At 36.8% G+C, this 18,760-nt stretch carries 12 protein-coding genes, 1 pseudogene and 1 riboswitch; of the genes and pseudogenes, 4 read left to right on the top strand and 9 right to left on the bottom strand.

What is annotated here, in order from left to right; all coding sequences use genetic code 11:
* Positions 1-361: 361 nt before the first annotated feature.
* The gene (gene rlmD / locus LOK41_RS16140) at positions 362-1,738 is read right to left on the bottom strand and encodes a 23S rRNA (uracil(1939)-C(5))-methyltransferase RlmD (protein ID WP_174102344.1); all 1,377 of its coding nucleotides are present in this window, start codon (positions 1,736-1,738) and stop codon (positions 362-364) included.
* A 121-nt stretch (positions 1,739-1,859) separates the two neighbouring features.
* Positions 1,860-1,961, top strand: a riboswitch (purine riboswitch).
* Positions 1,962-2,379: 418 nt separating this feature from the next.
* Here rlmD and LOK41_RS16135 point away from each other — a divergent pair.
* The 4 genes from LOK41_RS16135 (at position 2,380) to LOK41_RS16115 (ending at position 8,084) form a co-directional block, all read left to right on the top strand.
* Positions 2,380-3,576, top strand: coding sequence for a NupC/NupG family nucleoside CNT transporter (locus LOK41_RS16135; RefSeq protein WP_241817407.1), 1,197 nt, complete (start codon positions 2,380-2,382; stop codon positions 3,574-3,576).
* A 504-nt stretch (positions 3,577-4,080) separates the two neighbouring features.
* A complete protein-coding gene (locus LOK41_RS16130; protein WP_241817406.1) occupies positions 4,081-5,199 on the top strand; it encodes a polysaccharide deacetylase family protein in 1,119 nt (372 codons plus the stop codon).
* 462 nt (positions 5,200-5,661) lie between these two features.
* Entirely contained in the window at positions 5,662-6,753 is a 1,092-nt protein-coding gene (locus LOK41_RS16120; protein WP_241817404.1) for a polysaccharide deacetylase family protein, read from the top strand.
* A gap of 101 nt (positions 6,754-6,854) precedes the next feature.
* The gene (locus LOK41_RS16115; RefSeq protein ID WP_241817403.1) at positions 6,855-8,084 is read left to right on the top strand and encodes an aminopeptidase; all 1,230 of its coding nucleotides are present in this window, start codon (positions 6,855-6,857) and stop codon (positions 8,082-8,084) included.
* Positions 8,085-8,366: 282 nt separating this feature from the next.
* Here the strand turns inward: LOK41_RS16115 and LOK41_RS16110 are convergent, their stop codons facing one another.
* The 8 genes and pseudogenes from LOK41_RS16110 to gatA form a co-directional block, all read right to left on the bottom strand.
* Positions 8,367-9,818 carry an NAD-dependent succinate-semialdehyde dehydrogenase gene (locus LOK41_RS16110; RefSeq protein ID WP_174102338.1) on the bottom strand — a complete coding sequence of 484 codons (1,452 nt, stop codon included), beginning with the start codon at positions 9,816-9,818 and terminating at the stop codon, positions 8,367-8,369.
* A gap of 94 nt (positions 9,819-9,912) precedes the next feature.
* A pseudogene (locus LOK41_RS16105) lies at positions 9,913-10,215 on the bottom strand (amino acid permease); the annotation flags it as partial.
* Positions 10,193-11,575 carry a sigma-54 interaction domain-containing protein gene (locus tag LOK41_RS16100; protein WP_241817402.1) on the bottom strand — a complete coding sequence of 461 codons (1,383 nt, stop codon included), beginning with the start codon at positions 11,573-11,575 and terminating at the stop codon, positions 10,193-10,195. The gene LOK41_RS16100 and the pseudogene LOK41_RS16105, both read right to left, overlap by 23 nt.
* Before the next feature lie 316 nt (positions 11,576-11,891).
* Positions 11,892-13,253, bottom strand: coding sequence for a 4-aminobutyrate--2-oxoglutarate transaminase (gene gabT / locus LOK41_RS16095; RefSeq protein ID WP_241817401.1), 1,362 nt, complete (start codon positions 13,251-13,253; stop codon positions 11,892-11,894).
* A 158-nt stretch (positions 13,254-13,411) separates the two neighbouring features.
* Complete coding sequence (locus LOK41_RS16090; protein ID WP_241817400.1) at positions 13,412-14,158, bottom strand: HAD family hydrolase; 747 nt, start codon at positions 14,156-14,158, stop codon at positions 13,412-13,414.
* 311 nt (positions 14,159-14,469) lie between these two features.
* Positions 14,470-15,375, bottom strand: coding sequence for a diacylglycerol kinase (locus LOK41_RS16085; protein ID WP_241817445.1), 906 nt, complete (start codon positions 15,373-15,375; stop codon positions 14,470-14,472).
* Positions 15,376-15,858: 483 nt separating this feature from the next.
* Positions 15,859-17,286, bottom strand: coding sequence for an Asp-tRNA(Asn)/Glu-tRNA(Gln) amidotransferase subunit GatB (gatB, locus tag LOK41_RS16080; RefSeq protein ID WP_016112844.1), 1,428 nt, complete (start codon positions 17,284-17,286; stop codon positions 15,859-15,861).
* 13 nt (positions 17,287-17,299) lie between these two features.
* Positions 17,300-18,757: an Asp-tRNA(Asn)/Glu-tRNA(Gln) amidotransferase subunit GatA gene (gene gatA, locus LOK41_RS16075; protein WP_174102334.1), complete on the bottom strand. Its 1,458-nt coding sequence runs from the start codon at positions 18,755-18,757 to the stop codon at positions 17,300-17,302.
* Positions 18,758-18,760: the final 3 nt, after the last annotated feature.

The following is an 18,760-nucleotide window of genomic DNA, read 5'->3' as shown; positions in this document are numbered from 1 at the left end:
TATTTTAACTAAAATCGGTCCTAAATGGTATTTTTATAAAGTGAAACTTTAATCAGTGGGGGTTTTCTTCATCCCCCACTGATTATTAGCCCTCACCAATCGGGATTTTACGGGCAGTTGATCCCTCACCTAACTTCTTTAGAAAAGCGGAAGCGGCTCGCTCAGAATCGCAGGACGCCCGCGCCCCTGACAGAGAGGCGCTTTTTACCTCGTCCGAGGGGATTAAACGACCGAAGATTCTAGCCGCTAAAGCTGGACATTGCTTTCGCTGAATTTTGAGGTAGGGATCTTACTGCCCGTTAATGCGGGATAAACAAAAAAGCAGATGGTATAGATTTTTTCTATATCAACTGCTTTTCTATTATACCAACGTAAGCCAAGCCACACACTCCACATGAGTAGTATGAGGGAACATATCAACAGGTTGTACTTCCTGTGTTTTATATCCGCCTGCTTCTAATACTTTTAAGTCACGTGCTAATGTTGCTGGGTTGCATGATACGTATACGACGCGTTTTGGTTTCATGTCGATGATTGTGTTTAGTAACGCTTCATCACAGCCTTTACGCGGCGGATCAACGACCATTGTGTCGGCAATTACGCCTTCTTTGTACCATTTTGGAATGACTACTTCTGCTTCTCCTACTGCAAATTCAGCATTTGTCATGTTGTTGAGTTCCGCATTTCGGTTTGCGTCTTCGATTGCTTCTGGAACGATTTCAACACCGTATACTTTCTTCGCTTTTTGCGCTAGGAATAATGAGATTGAACCGATTCCGCAATATGCATCAATTACTGTTTCGTTTCCATTTAATTTTGCGTATTCTAACGTTTTATCGTATAGCACTTTCGTTTGTTCAGGGTTTACTTGATAGAATGAACGTGCTGAAATCGCAAATTTAATGTCACCGATAAAGTCATAAATATATTCCGATCCATACAGCACTGTCGTTGTATCTCCGAAGATTACATTTGTACGCTTCGTATTTACGTTTTGAACGATTGATTTTACTTCTGGGAATCTCGCTGTAATTTCTTCAATGATTGCTTTTTTGTTTGGCAGTTCTGCTGTACGTGTAATGAAGACAAGCATAATTTCCCCTGTTACTTGTCCGTAACGAGCCATTACGTGACGAAGCGTTCCTTTATGACGTTCTTCATTGTACGCCGCGATGCCGTGCCTTTCACAAATACGTTTTACTTCTTGAATTAACGTATCATTTTCTTCTGCTTGGATTAAGCATGTTTCCATATTAATGATGTCATGCGTTCCTTGACGATAGAAACCAGCTACAAGTCCGCCTTCACGTTCTCCAATTGGTACTTGTGCTTTATTCCGGTATACCCACGGGTTCTTCATGCCAAGTACAGGATGAACAGGAACATCACTTAGTCCTCCGATGCGCTGCATTACGTCACGTACTTGTTTTTCTTTCGCTTTTAGCTGCCCTTCATATGTTAAGTGCTGAAGCTGACAACCACCGCATTGGTTGTAAACTGGGCATTCTGCATCCTTACGATATGGACTTTCTGTATGAAGCTTCATTAAGCGACCAAATGCAAAGTTCTTCTTTACTTTAATAATTTTAATTTGTGCTTCTTCACCTGGTAGTCCGTTTTTGACGAAAATAGGATATCCTTTCACTTTCGCAACACCGGCACCATCATGTGTTAAATCTTCAAATACTACATCTATAAACTCGTTTTTTTCAACTGGTGGCGTCATTTTATTACTCATTTTCCGACCTCTCTTTTTCATAACACTGCGTTACATTTTATCATACTTATATGGTCTATTTCTATTGGAAGAAAAAAAGCTATTGACGATAGTTCTCTAGTAATGTTACGCTACTACTAATTTAATACGGACGATGTTACCTCATATATACTCGATAATATGGATCGAGAGTTTCTACCCGGCAACCGAAAATTGCTGGACTATGGGGAAAACTAATGAATATTAGCTTTTTTGTGTATACAAAGACTCATATTGATTAGCTTTCTCTCATAGACGAAAGTGAATCCATATGGGTCTTTTTTTATTTTTTATTTCTCTAAAAGGTCAGACATCTTACGTATGACATAAAACCTCTCTAACTTTATTTATTTTCATTTTGATTTCCAAGCATATAAGTTACGGCTATGAAGAATAAAAAGTGACCTACTCTCGTTTTCTCTTTTTGGTTTCACTTGGCATGGAGCTAAAAAAGGACCTGACCGCTTCTATGCTCGGCTGGATCCTCTCCCATCTAAAAGGAAAGGGGTTTTTATGTCGTTTTTATATCGGTCTTTATGCCGGATTTTCAATTTGTATTTATTAGTTATATAACGAGTGTTTTATGTAAAAACTTTATACGAACTTCTGAAAGGGGCAACTACATGCAATATGTAATGAGCGTTATCGGTATTCTTGCCGTGTTAGGTTTATGTTTTGCTTTGTCAAACAACAAAAGTAAAATCAACTTCCGTGCAATTGCTATTATGATTGGTTTCCAAATTTTAATTGGTTGGTTTATGTTTGGCACAAAAATTGGTCAACAGATCATTATTTTTATTAGTAAAGTGTTCAACAAACTGATTAAACTTGGTACAACAGGTGTCGATTTTCTCTTTAACGGTATTCAAAGAGACTTTGTCTTTTTCTTAAATGTATTACTCATTATCGTCTTTTTCTCAGCACTACTATCTATCTTTAGTTATTTAGGTGTTTTACCATTCATCGTTCGCGTTGTCGGCGGTGCAATTTCAAAAATTACTGGTTTACCACGCGTTGAATCATTCCATGCGGTAAACTCTGTATTCTTCGGTTCCAGTGAAGCGTTAATCGTTATTAAAAATGATTTACAACATTTCAATAAAAACCGTATGTTTATCATTTGTTGTTCAGCAATGAGCTCAGTTTCTGCTTCTGTTACAGCATCATACGTTATGATGTTAGATGCAAAATATGTACTAGCAGCTCTTCCACTAAACTTATTCTCAAGCTTAATCGTTTGTTCGTTATTAACACCAGTTGATACGAAAAAAGAAGAAGAAGTGGTTCAAAAATTTGATAGAAGCCTATTCGGAGACAGCTTTATCGGAGCTATGATTAACGGTGCACTTGATGGTTTAAAAGTAGCTGGTATCGTTGCTGCTTTAATGATTGCTTTTATCGGTGTTATGGAAGTCGTTAACTATGTAATTAGCGCAGCTTCAGGCGCAATGGGATATGCCGTTACATTACAACAAATATTCGGTTATATTCTTGCTCCATTTGCATTCCTAATGGGTATTCCAGCTCACGATATTATCCCAGCTGGTGGAATTATGGGAACAAAAATTGTTTTAAATGAATTCGTAGCTATTCTTGATTTAAAAGAAGTTGCAAAAACGTTATCTCCACGTACAGTTGGAATCGTTACTGTGTTCTTAATTAGCTTCGCAAGTATTAGCCAAATCGGTGCGATCGTTGGTACAATCCGTGCCCTGTCTGAAAAACAAGGAGGCGTAGTATCTAAGTTCGGTTGGAAAATGCTATTTGCATCAACACTTGCTTCTATTTTATCCGCTACGATCGCTGGATTATTTATTTAATCATAAATCACCCTATCTTCTTCTATTTCGAGAGGATGAGGGTGATTTTTTCATCTCAAAAGGTAAGCATCCTAAACATCTAATAATATGCAAAATTGCATACATTCTTTCATAAAATTTCTCTTTTATATATCAAGAGATAAATATATACTAGTATTGGCCAGAAAATCTTTTTTGTCTATTTACAGTGAAGAAATATCCAACAACAAAAACCAAAAGTGAAAAAAGTGTTCTTTAAAACTACCTTCGGAAACTACTATTTTCGAAGGTAGTTTTTTTTGTTCACAAAAATTTTACATAAGAAAAATTCTTTGCAAATACACATCATTTTTGTCGAATTCTCCCAAAAGAGGTATTTCCCTCTATATTCTATAGTGATATGATGGACAAGGGTATAATTCAAATAAGAATATTTGAATAAACAGTCTCTTATAACAAAAAATAAAGAACCTATTACATATGAGAGGCAAAAAATAAATACACAATAGAAGGATGATAGATATTATGAAGAAATATGCATGTATTGCTTTGCTTTCTTCTGCTATTCTCGTAGGTTGTAACACTAGTACTGCTAGTGAAAAACAGACAAAAGAAGCAACTTACAAGGGCCAAAAGGAAACGAAGGAAGTACAGACCAAAGCAGTAGAAGTACCTTTGACACAAGGAATCATTTCATGGGATCCATTTGAATACAACGCAAAAAATACGACGCTTTATACAAAAAGTTTAAGAGATTCATTTAAAGAAGTGCGTTATAATATTTGGCGTACAGCTGACGGTCCTGAAAGTAAACAAACCTTTGTATCACAAGACAAAGCTCGTGATTTTGCTCTCCCGTTTCATTTACAATCATTTCATTTAAAACGTGGAGAATTTCAAATTGAAACAGTGGGATTAAAAGATGACGACACAGAAGTTCCCCTAGTGAAATCTACGATTACATTCCAGCAACATGTACCTTTCCTTATGTACCATGCGATTGAAAAATACCCTGGACCAAGTGATGGTGATTTAGGTTTATATGTACCACCAGAACAGTTTGAAAAGCATATGCAGTATTTAAAAGATAACGGTTATACAATGTTAACGTTTGAACGTTGGGGTGATGTAAACCGCGTCAATAAGCCTGTCTTTGTAACAATGGATGATGGTCGAAAAAACAATATGAATGCTCTTCATATTTTACAAAAATTAAAAGATGATACATTCCAACCAGCAGCAACAGAATTCCTCGTTTCAAGTACTATTGATACACCAAATCGTCTTACGACAGATGATATAAAACAAATGCTTGATTCAGGTATTTTTTCCATTCAATCTCATACTGCTAACCATACAATGATGGCTTATACAACTAATTATGATGAAGAATTACGTGCATCAAAAGAAAAAATCGAAAATCTTACAGGCAAAAAAGTCATTGCCCTTGCCTATCCGGTAGGTTCTTATAATGATCCAGCTGTGGAAGAAACGAAGAAACATTATGAATTTGCAGTAACTACCGATCATGGAACTCATATTACAAAAGGCACGCCGAATGAACAATACTTAATTAAGCGACACTTTGTTGGCCCTAATACAACAATGGCCCAGTTCATGTCGCTTGTAAAAGAAAACTATTAATCGTTTTTTAGGCTACTTTTATGAAAAAGTAGTCTTTTCTTTACTTTCCCAACTTTAAAATTAGCTTAAATTTTAGTCTTGAACATGTGGCACCACTTTCGTAAATGTTATAATTTGTAAAAAACAAATTGGAGGTCCCGATGAAATTACATGCTCTTTTTGATTTCCTACATCTATTATTTTTAAGTATAAAAAGTCATTATGTTTTTGGCATTCCTAGTTATGTATTTTTAATTCCTTTCATCTTTGTTGTCTGCTACATTGTTATCATTTGTAACAAACCTGCAAAGAGAAAAAGACTTCGAAGTAGAGAAACTTCTTAACTATTTATTTCTTTGAACTGCTACTACTTTATTATAACGATATAAAGTGAAACTTTAATCAGCCCGCCCCTACCTATCTTTCTCGTTTCTTGAGGTGAGATGCTGGATAAAAGTGAATACACAATAGAAGGTGACCGTTATGAAAAAATATACAGCTATTGCGTTATGTACATCTGCCATTCTAGCAGGTTGTAACTGTAACTCTACCAATGCGAGTAATGGACCGAAAAAAGAGAAAACGGTTCAAGAACAACCAAAAAAGCAAGAAGAAAAAGTACAACCACAAGGTAAAATATCTTGGAATCCCGTTACACATGAATCCACAAACACATCTATCTATATGACGGATATAAAAGATTCTTTAACCGAAGTACAATATAAAATTTGGCGAACGGCTGATGGAAAGGAAAGTGCAAAGTTATTTTCATCAAAAGAGAAAGACAAACAATTTACAATTCCTTTTGATGTAAAAGAATTTGAAGGAAAACGCGGTGAGTATCAAATTGAATCAACTGGTGTAAAAGAAAATGGAAAAAACATTCCATTAACAACATCCTCTATTGTGTTTGAGCAGTACGTTCCTATTTTAATGTATCACGCCATTGAGGATTACTATGGTCAAGGTATTAAAGACTTATTTGTCTCACCCGCTAACTTTGAAGCACAAATGCAATATTTAAAAGAGAACGGCTATACTTTGTTAACGTTCGAACGCTGGAATGACATGAATAAAGTAAATAAACCGATTTTTGTTACGTTTGATGATGGTATGAAAAATAATATGAATGCATTTCATATTCTACAAAAGTTAAAAGATGATACATTTAAGCCAGTAGCAACTGAATATATGATTGTTGATAACATCGATGCAGAAGGCTCCTTATCCACTGCGGATATAAAAGAAATGGTTAATTCAGGTATTTTCTCTGTACAATCTCATACAGCAACACACGCTGATTTACCGAAAATCACAAACTATGAAGAAGAGTTAAAAGGTTCAAAGGAAAAACTTGAAAAAATTACTGGTAAACCAGTTATTGCAGTTGCCTATCCATTTGGACATGTAAATGATCAAGTTGTAGAAGAAACAAAGAAATATTATCAATTTGCGACAACGACAAAAACGGGACAGTTTATTACAAAAGGTGAAACAGATGAACTGTTAAAAATAAAGCGCGTTCGCATGCATCATTCCACAACAGTTGAACAGTTTGGACTTGCTATTAAATAAGTAAAAAATAGAACTCAATCTCATCTGAGTTCTATTTATATTTTTGAAATTTTCTTGTATTATGTATATAAGAAATATTTCGAATAAAGGAGATTGTACATATGTCATTTGAACAAACGTTAGAAAAGTATGCTGCTCTTGCAGTCAATGTCGGTGTTAATATTCAGCCTGGACAAACATTATCTATTAATGCCCCACTTGAAGCTGCTCCATTTGTCCGTCTTGTTACAGAAAAGGCATATAAATCAGGTGCAAAACATGTATATGTAGATTGGAACGATGAAGTATTAACACGTTTAAAATTTGATTTAGCCCCTGAAGAAGCATTCTCAGAATTTCCTGCTTGGAAGGCACATGCACGTGAAGAATTAGCAAAAGAAGGCGCTGCATTTATGTCTATCTATGCAGAAAATCCAGATTTATTAAAAGGTGTAGATGCTAAAAAAATTGCAAGTGCTCATAAAGTTGCTGGAGAAGCAATGAAAGTATACCGTGATTATGTACAAGCAGATAAAGTAAGCTGGTGTGTGATCTCTGTTCCTACGAAAGAATGGGCAGCTAAAGTATTCCCTGATGTCGCACCGGAAGAGCAGGAAGCAAAACTGTGGGATGCAATTTTCCAAGCAACTCGTGCAAACCTAGAAAACCCTGTGGAAACATGGAAAGAACATGATGAAACATTACATAAAAAAGTAGATTACTTAAATGAAAAGCATTATAAAGCTCTTCATTATACAGGTCCTGGAACAGATTTAACAATTGAACTTCCAGAAAAACATGTATGGGCTGGAGCTGGTAGCCTAAATGAAAAGAATGTACCATTTATGGCTAATATTCCAACAGAAGAAGTATTTACAATGCCATTAAAAACAGGTGTAAATGGACAAGTATCAAGCACAAAACCATTAGTTTTTGGAGGCAACATCATTGATAACTTTACACTAACATTTGAAAATGGACGTATTGTAGGCTATAAAGCTGACGTTGGCGAAGAAGCTTTAAAACATTTAGTTGAGACAGATGAAGGCTCTCACTTCTTAGGAGAGGTTGCATTAGTACCTCATGATTCACCAATTTCTAACACAAATATTTTATTCTATAATACGCTATTTGATGAAAATGCATCTTGCCATTTAGCAATTGGAAATGCTTATGCATTTAACTTAGAAGGCGGTAAAACAATGTCAAAAGAAGAGCTTGCAGAAAATGGTGCAAACGCTAGTATTACACATGAAGACTTTATGATTGGTTCAGCTGAACTTGATATCGATGGTATTACAGCTGATGGAACACATGAACCAATCTTCCGTAAAGGGAATTGGGCGTTCTAATAGAAGATCCAAAGTAAAAAACACTCTTTTTTGAGTGTTTTTTTATTTAGGTTGTGGAAAGTCTATAATGCAAAATGGTAAATGAAATTTTACCAGCGATTTCCCAAATATATCGACCATTTCTCACAATATATCGGCGGTTCTACAAAGGATATCGACTAACCGACAAATAAGAGACTGCTAACTCTTATTTCCCAACAAACAAAACAAAATAAAATAGCTACCTTCCGCAGAAGATAGCTACTAATAACGAGAAATAGCATTCACTAACACCGGGAGCTATTACAATCCTAACGAAATATATTTAATTTCTAAATACTCTTCAATTCCAAAATGACCGCCTTCACGACCAATCCCACTTTCTTTAAATCCGCCAAATGGAGCTTGTGCAACAGATGGAAGCCCATCGTTTAAGCCAATAATTCCATATTCTAGCGCTTCACTAATTTGAAAGGCTTGGCTAATATCTTTTGTAAATACATACGCCGCTAAGCCATATGGCGTGTTATTCGCACGCTCAATAACTTCTTCTACCGTTTCAAATTTCGCTACTGGTGCCACTGGACCAAATGTTTCTTCAGTCATACACAACATTGTGTCGTTGGCGTCTCCAATGACAGTTGGCTCAATGAAGTGACCATTTAATTCTGTAAGTGTTTGACCTCCATACAGAATTTCACCGCCTTTTTTGATTGCATCTTCAATATGCTCCTGTACTTTTTCTACAGCATTCGCATCAATTAGCGGTCCTACAGTCGTACCTTCTCCAAATCCATCGCCTACTTTAAGCTGTCCTACTGCTTTTTGGAACTTCGCCGCAAATTCTCCATACACCGCTTCTTGTACAAATACGCGATTTGTACATATACATGTTTGTCCAGCATTACGGAATTTCGAACCAATTACTGCTTCTACTGCTTTATCTAAATCCGCATCGTTCATTACGATGAATGGAGCATGGCCACCTAGCTCAAGCGAAACTTTCTTCATCGTTTTCGCAGCTCCACACATTAGTTCTTTGCCGATTTCAGTTGATCCTGTAAATGAAACCTTTCTTACGCGTCCATCTTCCATCCAAGTATCGGCAATTGCCTTTGCACTACCTGTTACAATGTTTAACACACCCTTTGGGATATCAGCTTCATGTGCAAGTTCAGCTAATTTTAATGCTGTTAACGGTGTTTGACTTGCAGGTTTTACAACTGCTGTACAGCCTGCTGCAAGTGCTGGTGCTACTTTTCTTGTAATCATTGCAGCTGGAAAATTCCACGGTGTAATCGCCGCAATAACGCCCACAGGTTGCTTCGTTACTAAAATGCGTTTATTGGGGTGGGAAGCTGGGATCATTTCACCGTATACTCGTTTCCCTTCTTCTGCATACCACTCTACAAAACTATTTGCATAGTTCACTTCCCCAAGTGCTTCTGCAAACGGCTTTCCTTGTTCTTTTGTCATAATCGCCGCAATTTCTTCTTTGTTTTCATCAATTAATGTAAACCACTTTTTTAATTTTTGTGCACGGTCAGCTGCCGTTAATTTTGACCAAGATTTAAAAGCTTCGTGTGCGGCATCTACAGCTTGCTTTGCCTCAGTTACTCCGCCCTTTGGAACAGTTGCAAATACTTCCTGTGTCGCTGGATTATTAATCTCAATTTGTTCCTGCAGCTTAATCCACTCTCCATTTATATACATCGCTTTTTGATCTAAGTTTACATACGTCGCTTTCTTATCCAATGTTCTCTTCCTCCTTTATATTCTCTTCATTTTCAAAGTTATTTCCTTCATACTTACCGGAAATCATTCTGACAAAGAAATAGCCTCCAAAAACTACCCAGCCTAATACCATTGCCCATGAAGCAATAAAGGCTGGCTTCTTCCCAAATGCCTCATATACATATAATAAACCGCCGCCAGTTTCTGGCATAGCCGAGGCAAGCTCAGCATATGTTAATCCAACGAAAATAACAAGTAATCCTCCTATAATAAAAGCAATAACTGCCCCCATAGAACCAGCGGATGTAACCCAATCCCCCGAAAGCACAACCCAACCCCATCCAAGCATTGCACCTATCGCAAGGAAAAGAACATCAAAACGTGATAGTACTTTTTTAAGTTCCTTCTTCTCCCCCAACTAAATATTCCTCCCCTATAAACTTCTTAATTTTCCTAGTAGCTGCAGATTGACTTATTTTCAGGAATTCTGCGACTTTATAACTTGATCCATGTGTTTTATACGCTTTAAGAATAATATTTCGTTCTACTTCTTCCAACATTTTATAGAGGCTTTGACCGGATTGCTCAACTGTAGATTCCTGCATAGATATCGGTAAGTCTTCTATCATGACAATGTCATCAGCAGTAATGACAATCCTTTCAATTACGTTTTCTATTTCTCTATTATTTCCTTCCCAAGGATACCCTACGAGTATTTGTAATGTGCTAGGTGCTAGCTTTACATCACGTCCATACTTTTCATTAAAATGTTGTAGGTAATGATAAACTAACGGTAAAATATCTTCCGTTCTCTCGCGCAGCGGCGGAATTTGAATCGGTATGACATTAAGACGATAATATAAGTCTTTCCGAAACGTCCCTTGCTTTACCATTTCAGCTAAATCCCTATTCGTAGCTGCCACAATTCGAACATCTACTTTTTTTAGTTCTCTACCTCCTACTGGGCGGAATGTTTTTTCTTGTAGTACTTGCAGCAGTTTCGCCTGAATTTCAAGCGGCATTTCACCAATTTCATCTAAAAAAAGAGTTCCTCTATGAGCTAACTCCAAAATGCCCTTTTTTCCTTCGCGATTTGCGCCTGTAAAAGAACCACCTGAGTAGCCAAACAGTTCCGATTCAATTAAGTTTGTCGGTAATGCCGCACAATTAATTTCATAAAACATTTCATTTTTACGATGACTTACTTCATGCAAATGACGTACTAATCTACTTTTTCCTACTCCAGTCTCACCTAAAATAAGAACCGTACTATCTACCATGGATACTTTTTGGATTGTTGCGACTATTTTTTGCATAGCTACACTTTTAAAAATAAGCCCTTCATATTCATACGTTTCTCTTAACTCTTTTTTATATGTCTTTAACTGATTATCCATCTCCTCTACCTTTTTTCGTAATTGATAGAGTTCCGTAAGATCACGAGAGTAACTAATTACTCTTCGTAAATTCCCTTGTTCATCAAACACAGGCCTTGTTCGAACGTGCAAATACTCTCCTGACTTTGTTGTTTGAACAAGTTCAATTGGTTTTTTCTTCTCAATTACTTCCAATGTTGCAGATGGATAAAAAATCCCTTCTTTTTGCAGCTCTTTTACATGTTTTCCTACTAACTCTTCAGCAGATAATTGATAGTGTCTTTCACATGTACTATTTACACGGACGACAGTCCCTTCCTCATCCGTAACAAAAATTTCATCAAATGCAAATTCAAACACATCTTTTAAATCCATAAATGCTCGTTCCTTTTCTGCAACCATTCCAGCCACTCCTCAAATGCAGGATCCAATCTTCCCTTTATTATCGCTTACATTTCATTATAAAGTGAAATCTCTATTTAAGGGAATTTTCTGTGTTTTTTTCTAAACGGAGTAAACTAGAATGATTGCACATTTGTTGTAAATCCATTTTAATTTTCAGGCAGATAGGTTACTGCTATGAAAACAAAAGGGAATCCGCACTCATTTTTCTCTCTTTTCTTTTATTCGGTATGGGAGAGGAAGAGGCCCTGACGGCTTCTATGCATAAACGGACGCTCTCTCCCACTCCCAAAAAAAGGTTTTATATCGCTATTATTTACACACGAGCGATATCTGCTTGCTCATAACAAGCTTGCAAGGAATCTTCAATAATTGTAAGCCCTTCTTCCAATTGCTCATCTGTAATAACTAGTGGCATTAGGACACGAACTACATTCCCATACGTTCCAGCAGATAATAAGAGCAGTCCACGTTTATTTGCTTCAGCACATAAACGTGCTGTTAATTCTTTATCTGCTTCTTTCGTTGTACGGTCTTTAACAAGTTCAAATGCACACATCGCTCCTAAACCACGTACGTCACCAATACAGTTGTACTTTTTCTTCATTTCCTCAAATCGATCCATCACAACTTTCCCTACATGCAGAGCTCGATCATTTAATTTTTCTTTCTCTATAATATCCAAAACAGCTAATGCAGCAGCGCAGCCTAATGGACTTCCAGCGTATGTTCCCCCAAGTTCTCCTGGTGCTGATTCATTCATAATTTCTTTTCGCCCAATAACTCCACTAATCGGTACTCCTGCCCCTAATGATTTCGAAACAGTAATTAAGTCTGGAACGACATCATAGTGATCAATTGCAAAGTATTTTCCTGTACGGCTAAAACCTGTTTGGATTTCATCAGCTACAAATAAAATGCCGTGTTCCGAGCAAAGACGACGTACTTCTTGTACAAACTTCTTACTTGGAATGATAAAGCCACCTTCACCTTGAACAGGCTCCATTACAACGGCAGCTATGCTTTCTGGGGCAACTTCTGAGATTAAGAAATTCTTAAATTCTTCAATAATAAAGTTATCATATTGTTCGTCTGTTAAGCCTTCTGGACGACGGTATTCATATGGGAATGGTGCTTTATATACTTCCGGTGCAAATGGTCCAAATCCAAATTTATAAGGCTTTACTTTACTTGTCATCGTCATTGTCATCAATGTACGACCGTGAAATCCTTTTGTAAATGCAATAATTCCAGTTCTTTTCGTATACTTACGAGCAATTTTCACAGCATTTTCAACCGCTTCAGCACCGCTATTTAAAAACAGTACTTGTTTCTCAAAGTTTCCAGGAGCTAATGCAGCAAGCTTCTCTGCTAATTCAATATACGGCTCATACATCATTACATTAAAGCCAGTATGAATGTATTGATCTACTTGTTTATGAAGCGCCTCTTTCACGGCAGGATGACAATGTCCTACGTTAATCGTTCCAATTGCTCCTGCAAAATCGATAAATTGATTTCCATCTACATCTGTTACAAGCGCACCATCGGCTGACTGTACGAATGTTGAAATCCCATTACTTACGCCCCTTGGTACGATATTTTGACGGCGTTCTAATAAAGAAGCTGCTTTTGGTCCTGGAATTTGTTCATTTACTTTAGCGAATTTTTTATTCATCGTTTCTCCCATCCTTTTCTAGACTATGATTTTCTTTTTCTATATTGCAAGATGTATGCCAACTTAATGAATACAATCATCTTCTAGTTTTCTCAAGATTTCGACATAAAAAATAAGTCTACATCGACTTAATACAAGTCAATATAGACTTATTTTATTTATAGATTAGACTTTTCTCGTTCCCAAATCAGTTCTCCAGAATCAGAAATGAAATTACCGACAGAATCTAATACAATATCTGCAAGTGGTGCTAACGTTTGACGATCCCCCGTCCCTGAAAGAACTCCAATTGCATAACAAGCTCCGCTATTTTTCGCTAAATACAAGTCTGTTGGTGTATCCCCAACAACTACTACCTCTCCTGGGTCTATCCCGAATTTTTCACAAAACGATTCTACAATTTGTTTATCTGGTTTTTGAGCTGGAAATGTATCTGAAGCTATAATATAGTCAAAAAACGATTCTAATTGATACTGTTTTAAAAAGAGTTCTGTTGGCGCAAAATCATCAGCAGTCACAACACCTAAAATTAACCCTTTTTCTTTCAATGCTTGTAAAAGTTTTGGTAAGTCTGCTGTCATTCTCATATGTGAACGATGTTCGTACATAATAGTAAATAGTTTTCCACTTATCCAGTGATGCATATCACTCTCTTCAACAGACGGTATATACTTACAACAAATTTTCGCTATATCGTGGCTTGTTCCTGCTGCCAATACACTACGTGGATGAACGAACGCCCCTTCAACACCAATTTCCTCCAAAATAGTTAACCGTAATGATTGAGGTAATTGATGTAGTTCTATAAGTTCAGCTACAAGTTCTTCTGCTACTTTAATCCAAATTGAGTGAAAATCCATTAACGTTCCATCTTTATCAAAGAGTATTGCCTTTATCTTCTCCATAACACCCTACCTTTCTGCCCTTCTCACATTCAGTGTAGCAAGTAAATGTGGATGTAAGATGAACGCATTGTAAAAATACCATAAAAATCAAACCAACTCCCAATTTACAAAAGAAATTAATGGTAATATTCCATGTACACATAAACCATAAAAGAGGATGCCTTTTATAGGAGGGCACCGAAAAAGTCCACTTTATAAGAAAAAGGAGTTCATTACCTACTATATACAGGTAATGGACTCCTTTCTCTTTTCAACATCCTGATAAAATGCGTGCTATTATTTCAAAGCAATGACTTTTTCAGTGCCTTCTTTTATAGGACATCCTCTTGATGTTCAGGAACAAATAGTTCAAGACAATGATATATATTTTCAAATTCCATCGGTGCATCTCCGCCATATTCACCATCTAAATTAATCATTAATTTATCCGGTGAATGAACCTTAATACGATTTGCCTGCGTATATAAAACCTTTGGGTTATTAATATGCTCACCACGCTGCGCTTGTGTTGCTGCTTTAATTAAATCAGCAATAGAACCCTTCTTCAGCACTAATAAATCAAATAGACCATCGTTAATAGATGCATATGGTGCAACCTTTTCAAAACCACCGACAGAGCGTGTATTCGTAATTAAAAACATCGTAATCTCTTCTTGTAGTAGCTTTCCATCATACTCGATTTCAACATATGTTGGATGTAGTGATGGTAGCATTTCGATACCTTTTAAATAATAGGCAAGCTGCCCTAAAACTGTTTTCAACTTACTTGGTACTTCATATGTTAATTCTGTAATACGTCCGCCGCCAGCAATGTTAATAAAATATGTATCATTTGCTCTGCCTAAGTCTAGTGGAACAGTCTTACCTTCACAAATGATATCTGCCGCCTCTTCAATAGAACGTGGTACACCAATTGCACGTGCAAAATCATTTGTCGTTCCAACTGGAATGATACCGAATTTCGGACGATGTTCATGCCCTACTAAACCATTTACAACCTCGTTTAATGTACCATCACCGCCTGCTGCAATCACAACATCAAACTTACGATCTGCAGCTTGCCTCGCCGCCATAGTCGCATCTCCAGGACCAGTTGTTGCATGACAAGATGTTTCATATCCAGCTTGTTCTAATTTTTGTAATACTTCTGGTAAGCTCTTTTTAAATAACTCACGACCAGAAGTAGGATTATAAATTATTCTTGCTCGCTTCATTATTCATTAGCACAGGAAATTTCTGATTCATAGAAAAAGAATATACCGAACCCTTATTCAGCGTTCCTATGCCTACCTCCTCTCATCTTCCTATCCTTCTTTTTATCCCGCTCAAATAGGCAGTAAGAACCCGATTCGTGTAGCCCTTCATTAGTATATGTTCACTAACGAAGGTTTTGCTTTATTTGACCAAGAAATATATCTTTCCATTCTTTATTACTTCTCATTATTTCATAAAAAATAAATATAACGAATAATAAGTATCTATTATTTCACGAGATGAAAAACTCTCTATGTCTAGATTTATCATTATTCCCACCTTTTTGCAACTATCATATCATAGTTGCTATACAAACATTTTCTCACATTTGTCAGTTAATCAAACGTTTGTTTAAATAATTTCTTAATTTAAACAAACGTTTGATTAACTCAGAAAAAACACCCAAATATGGGTGCTTTCTCTGTTTAATCTTTAATCGTTTCAGCTTATCGTTTATTGATTTCTTCTAACAAGATCTTATTAACAAGTGGCGGGTTAGCTTGTCCTTTTGTTGCCTTCATAATTTGACCAACTAAGAAACCAATTGCACGGTCTTTACCGTTTTTGAAGTCTTCAATAGATTGTTCATTATTATCAAGAATTTCAGTTACGACTTTACGAAGTGTGCCTTCGTCAGAAATTTGAACAAGACCTTTCGCTTTAACGATTTCTTCTGGGTCCCCACCTTTTTCAATTAATTCGTTAAATACTTTTTTCGCAATCTTAGACGAAATTGTACCTTTTTCAATTAATTGAACCATTTTAGATAGACCAGCTGGCGTTAATGCTACGTCTTTTAATTCTTTTTGTTGTTTGTTTAAGTATGCAAGTACTTCACCCATTAACCAGTTTGATGTTAATTTCGCGTCTGCACCATCTGCGATTGTCGCTTCAAAGAAATCAGACATCTCTTTTGTTAATGTTAATACGTGTGCATCATAAGCTGGTAAACCAAGTTCTTCAACATAGCGTACTTTACGAGCATCTGGAAGTTCTGGAATAGAAGCACGAACGCGTTCTTTCCACTCATCATCGATGTAAAGTTCAACTAAATCCGGCTCTGGGAAGTAACGGTAATCGTCCGATCCTTCTTTTACACGCATTAAGATTGTTTTCTTCGTTGCTTCATCGTAACGACGTGTTTCTTGTTGAATGATGCCACCAGATAATAGTTCTTTTTCTTGGCGTACTTGTTCATGCTCAAGTCCTTTTTGTACATAAGTAAATGAGTTTAAGTTTTTCAGTTCTGCTTTTGTACCAAACTTCTCTTGTCCTACTGGACGAAGGGAAATGTTCGCATCACAGCGAAGAGAACCTTCTTCCATTTTACAATCAGATACGCCTGTATATTGAATGATCGATTTTAATTTTTCTAAGTATGCATATGCTTCTTCTGGCGTACGCATATCTGGCTCAGATACGATTTCAATTAATGGCATACCTTGACGGTTATAATCCACTAATGAGCCTTCACTTGTATGCGTTGATTTACCCGCATCTTCTTCTAGGTGAAGACGTGTAATACCGATACGTTTCTTTTTGCCATCTACTTCAATTTCAATCCAACCATTTTCCCCAATTGGCTTATCATATTGAGAAATTTGGTATGCTTTCGGATTATCTGGGTAGAAATAGTTTTTACGATCAAACTTTGTTTCTGTTGCGATTTCACAGTTTAATGCCATTGCAGCTTTCATCGCAAAGTTAACTGCTTCTTTATTTAGAGTTGGAAGCACCCCAGGATATCCTAAGTCAATTACACTTGTTTGTGTATTTGGATCCGCTCCGAATTCTGTTGGACTCGCAGAGAAAATTTTCGAATTCGTTTTTAACTCAACGTGAACCTCTAAACCGATAATTGTTTCTAAATTCATCTATGCTCGCCTCCTACAGACTTGCTTTTTTTGTATGATAATCTGTTGCTTGCTCAAACGCATGTGCAACGCGGTAAATTGTCGCTTCATCGAAGTGTTTACCGATAATTTGTAAACCAAGTGGCATGTTGTTCGCACCAAATCCACATGGAACAGAAATTGCCGGAACACCTGCTAAGTTTACTGGGATTGTTAAAATGTCGTTTGCATACATTGTCATTGGATCGTCTACTTTTTCGCCTACTTTAAATGCAGGAGTTGGCGTTGTTGGTCCAATGATAACATCATAGTTAGCAAATACATTTTCAAAATCATTTTTAATTAATGTACGTACTTGTTGTGCTTTTTTGTAATATGCATCATAGTAACCAGAGCTAAGAGCAAATGTACCAAGCATAATACGACGTTTTACTTCATCACCGAAGCCTTCGCTACGCGTGTTTTTGTAAAGGTCCATTAAGTTATTCACATTGTCAGAACGAACGCCATAGCGTACGCCATCAAAACGTGAAAGGTTAGCAGACGCTTCAGAAGAAGAGATTAAGTAGTACGTTGCTAAAGCATATTTAGAGTGCGGAAGAGATACTTCTTCCCAAGTTGCGCCCATACCTTCTAATACTTTTAAAGCAGCTAGCACTGACTCACGGGCTTCTTCGCCAACACCTTCTCCTAAGTATTCTTTTGGTACAGCGATACGTAAGCCTTTTACATCACCTGTTAAACCAGCTAAGTAGTTACCAACTTCAATATTTGCAGAAGTTGTATCCATGCGGTCAACACCTGAAATTGCTTGTAATAAGTATGCATTATCTTCTACTGTACGTGTAATGGGTCCGATTTGGTCAAGAGAAGATGCGAATGCAACTAAACCAAAGCGAGATACACGTCCATAAGTTGGCTTTAGACCAACAACGCCGCAATATGCAGCTGGTTGGCGGATGGAGCCACCAGTATCAGATCCTAAAGAGAATAGTACTTCTCCAGCCGCTACTGCTGCTGCAGAACCACCACTAGATCCACCTGGAACGTAATCTAAATTCCATGGATTTTTCGTAGCATAGAAACCAGAGTTTTCATTTGAAGAACCCATTGCGAACTCGTCCATGTTTAATTTACCAATTGTAATTGTGTCAGCAGCTTTTAGCTTTTGCACAACTGTCGCATCATAAATTGGATCGAAGTTTGCTAAAATTTTGCTCGCACAAGTTGTACGAAGACCATTTGTTACGATGTTATCTTTCACACCGATTGGCATACCAAATAGTAAACCATTATCTTCAGCACCAATCTTCGCATCTAATTCTTTTGCTTTCGCACGTGCATTTTCTTCATCTAATGTAAGAAAAGCTTTTACGTTATCTTCAACATCCGCAATACGCTTGTAAGATTCTTCTACTAAATCCGTAACGGAAATTTCTTTGTTGTTTAATTTTTTATGTAACTCTGATACAGAATGATCAAATAATGACATCGA

Source organism: Bacillus sp. TL12 (genome assembly GCF_022625245.1).
Lineage (GTDB): Bacteria > Bacillota > Bacilli > Bacillales > Bacillaceae_G > Bacillus_A.
The sequence above is the reverse complement of the archived record's forward strand: the minus strand, read 5'-3'. Positions and strand labels throughout refer to the sequence as shown.

Coding starts and splice junctions, on each gene's coding strand:
- LOK41_RS16100 (WP_241817402.1), bottom strand. CDS start 11,575: ATGGTTGCAGAAAAGGAACGAGCATTTATGGATTTAAAAGATGTGTTT.
- rlmD (WP_174102344.1), bottom strand. CDS start 1,738: ATGAGTAATAAAATGACGCCACCAGTTGAAAAAAACGAGTTTATAGAT.
- gabT (WP_241817401.1), bottom strand. CDS start 13,253: ATGAATAAAAAATTCGCTAAAGTAAATGAACAAATTCCAGGACCAAAA.
- gatA (WP_174102334.1), bottom strand. CDS start 18,757: ATGTCATTATTTGATCATTCTGTATCAGAGTTACATAAAAAATTAAAC.
- LOK41_RS16130 (WP_241817406.1), top strand. CDS start 4,081: ATGAAGAAATATGCATGTATTGCTTTGCTTTCTTCTGCTATTCTCGTA.
- LOK41_RS16135 (WP_241817407.1), top strand. CDS start 2,380: ATGCAATATGTAATGAGCGTTATCGGTATTCTTGCCGTGTTAGGTTTA.
- LOK41_RS16090 (WP_241817400.1), bottom strand. CDS start 14,158: ATGGAGAAGATAAAGGCAATACTCTTTGATAAAGATGGAACGTTAATG.
- gatB (WP_016112844.1), bottom strand. CDS start 17,286: ATGAATTTAGAAACAATTATCGGTTTAGAGGTTCACGTTGAGTTAAAA.
- LOK41_RS16120 (WP_241817404.1), top strand. CDS start 5,662: ATGAAAAAATATACAGCTATTGCGTTATGTACATCTGCCATTCTAGCA.
- LOK41_RS16115 (WP_241817403.1), top strand. CDS start 6,855: ATGTCATTTGAACAAACGTTAGAAAAGTATGCTGCTCTTGCAGTCAAT.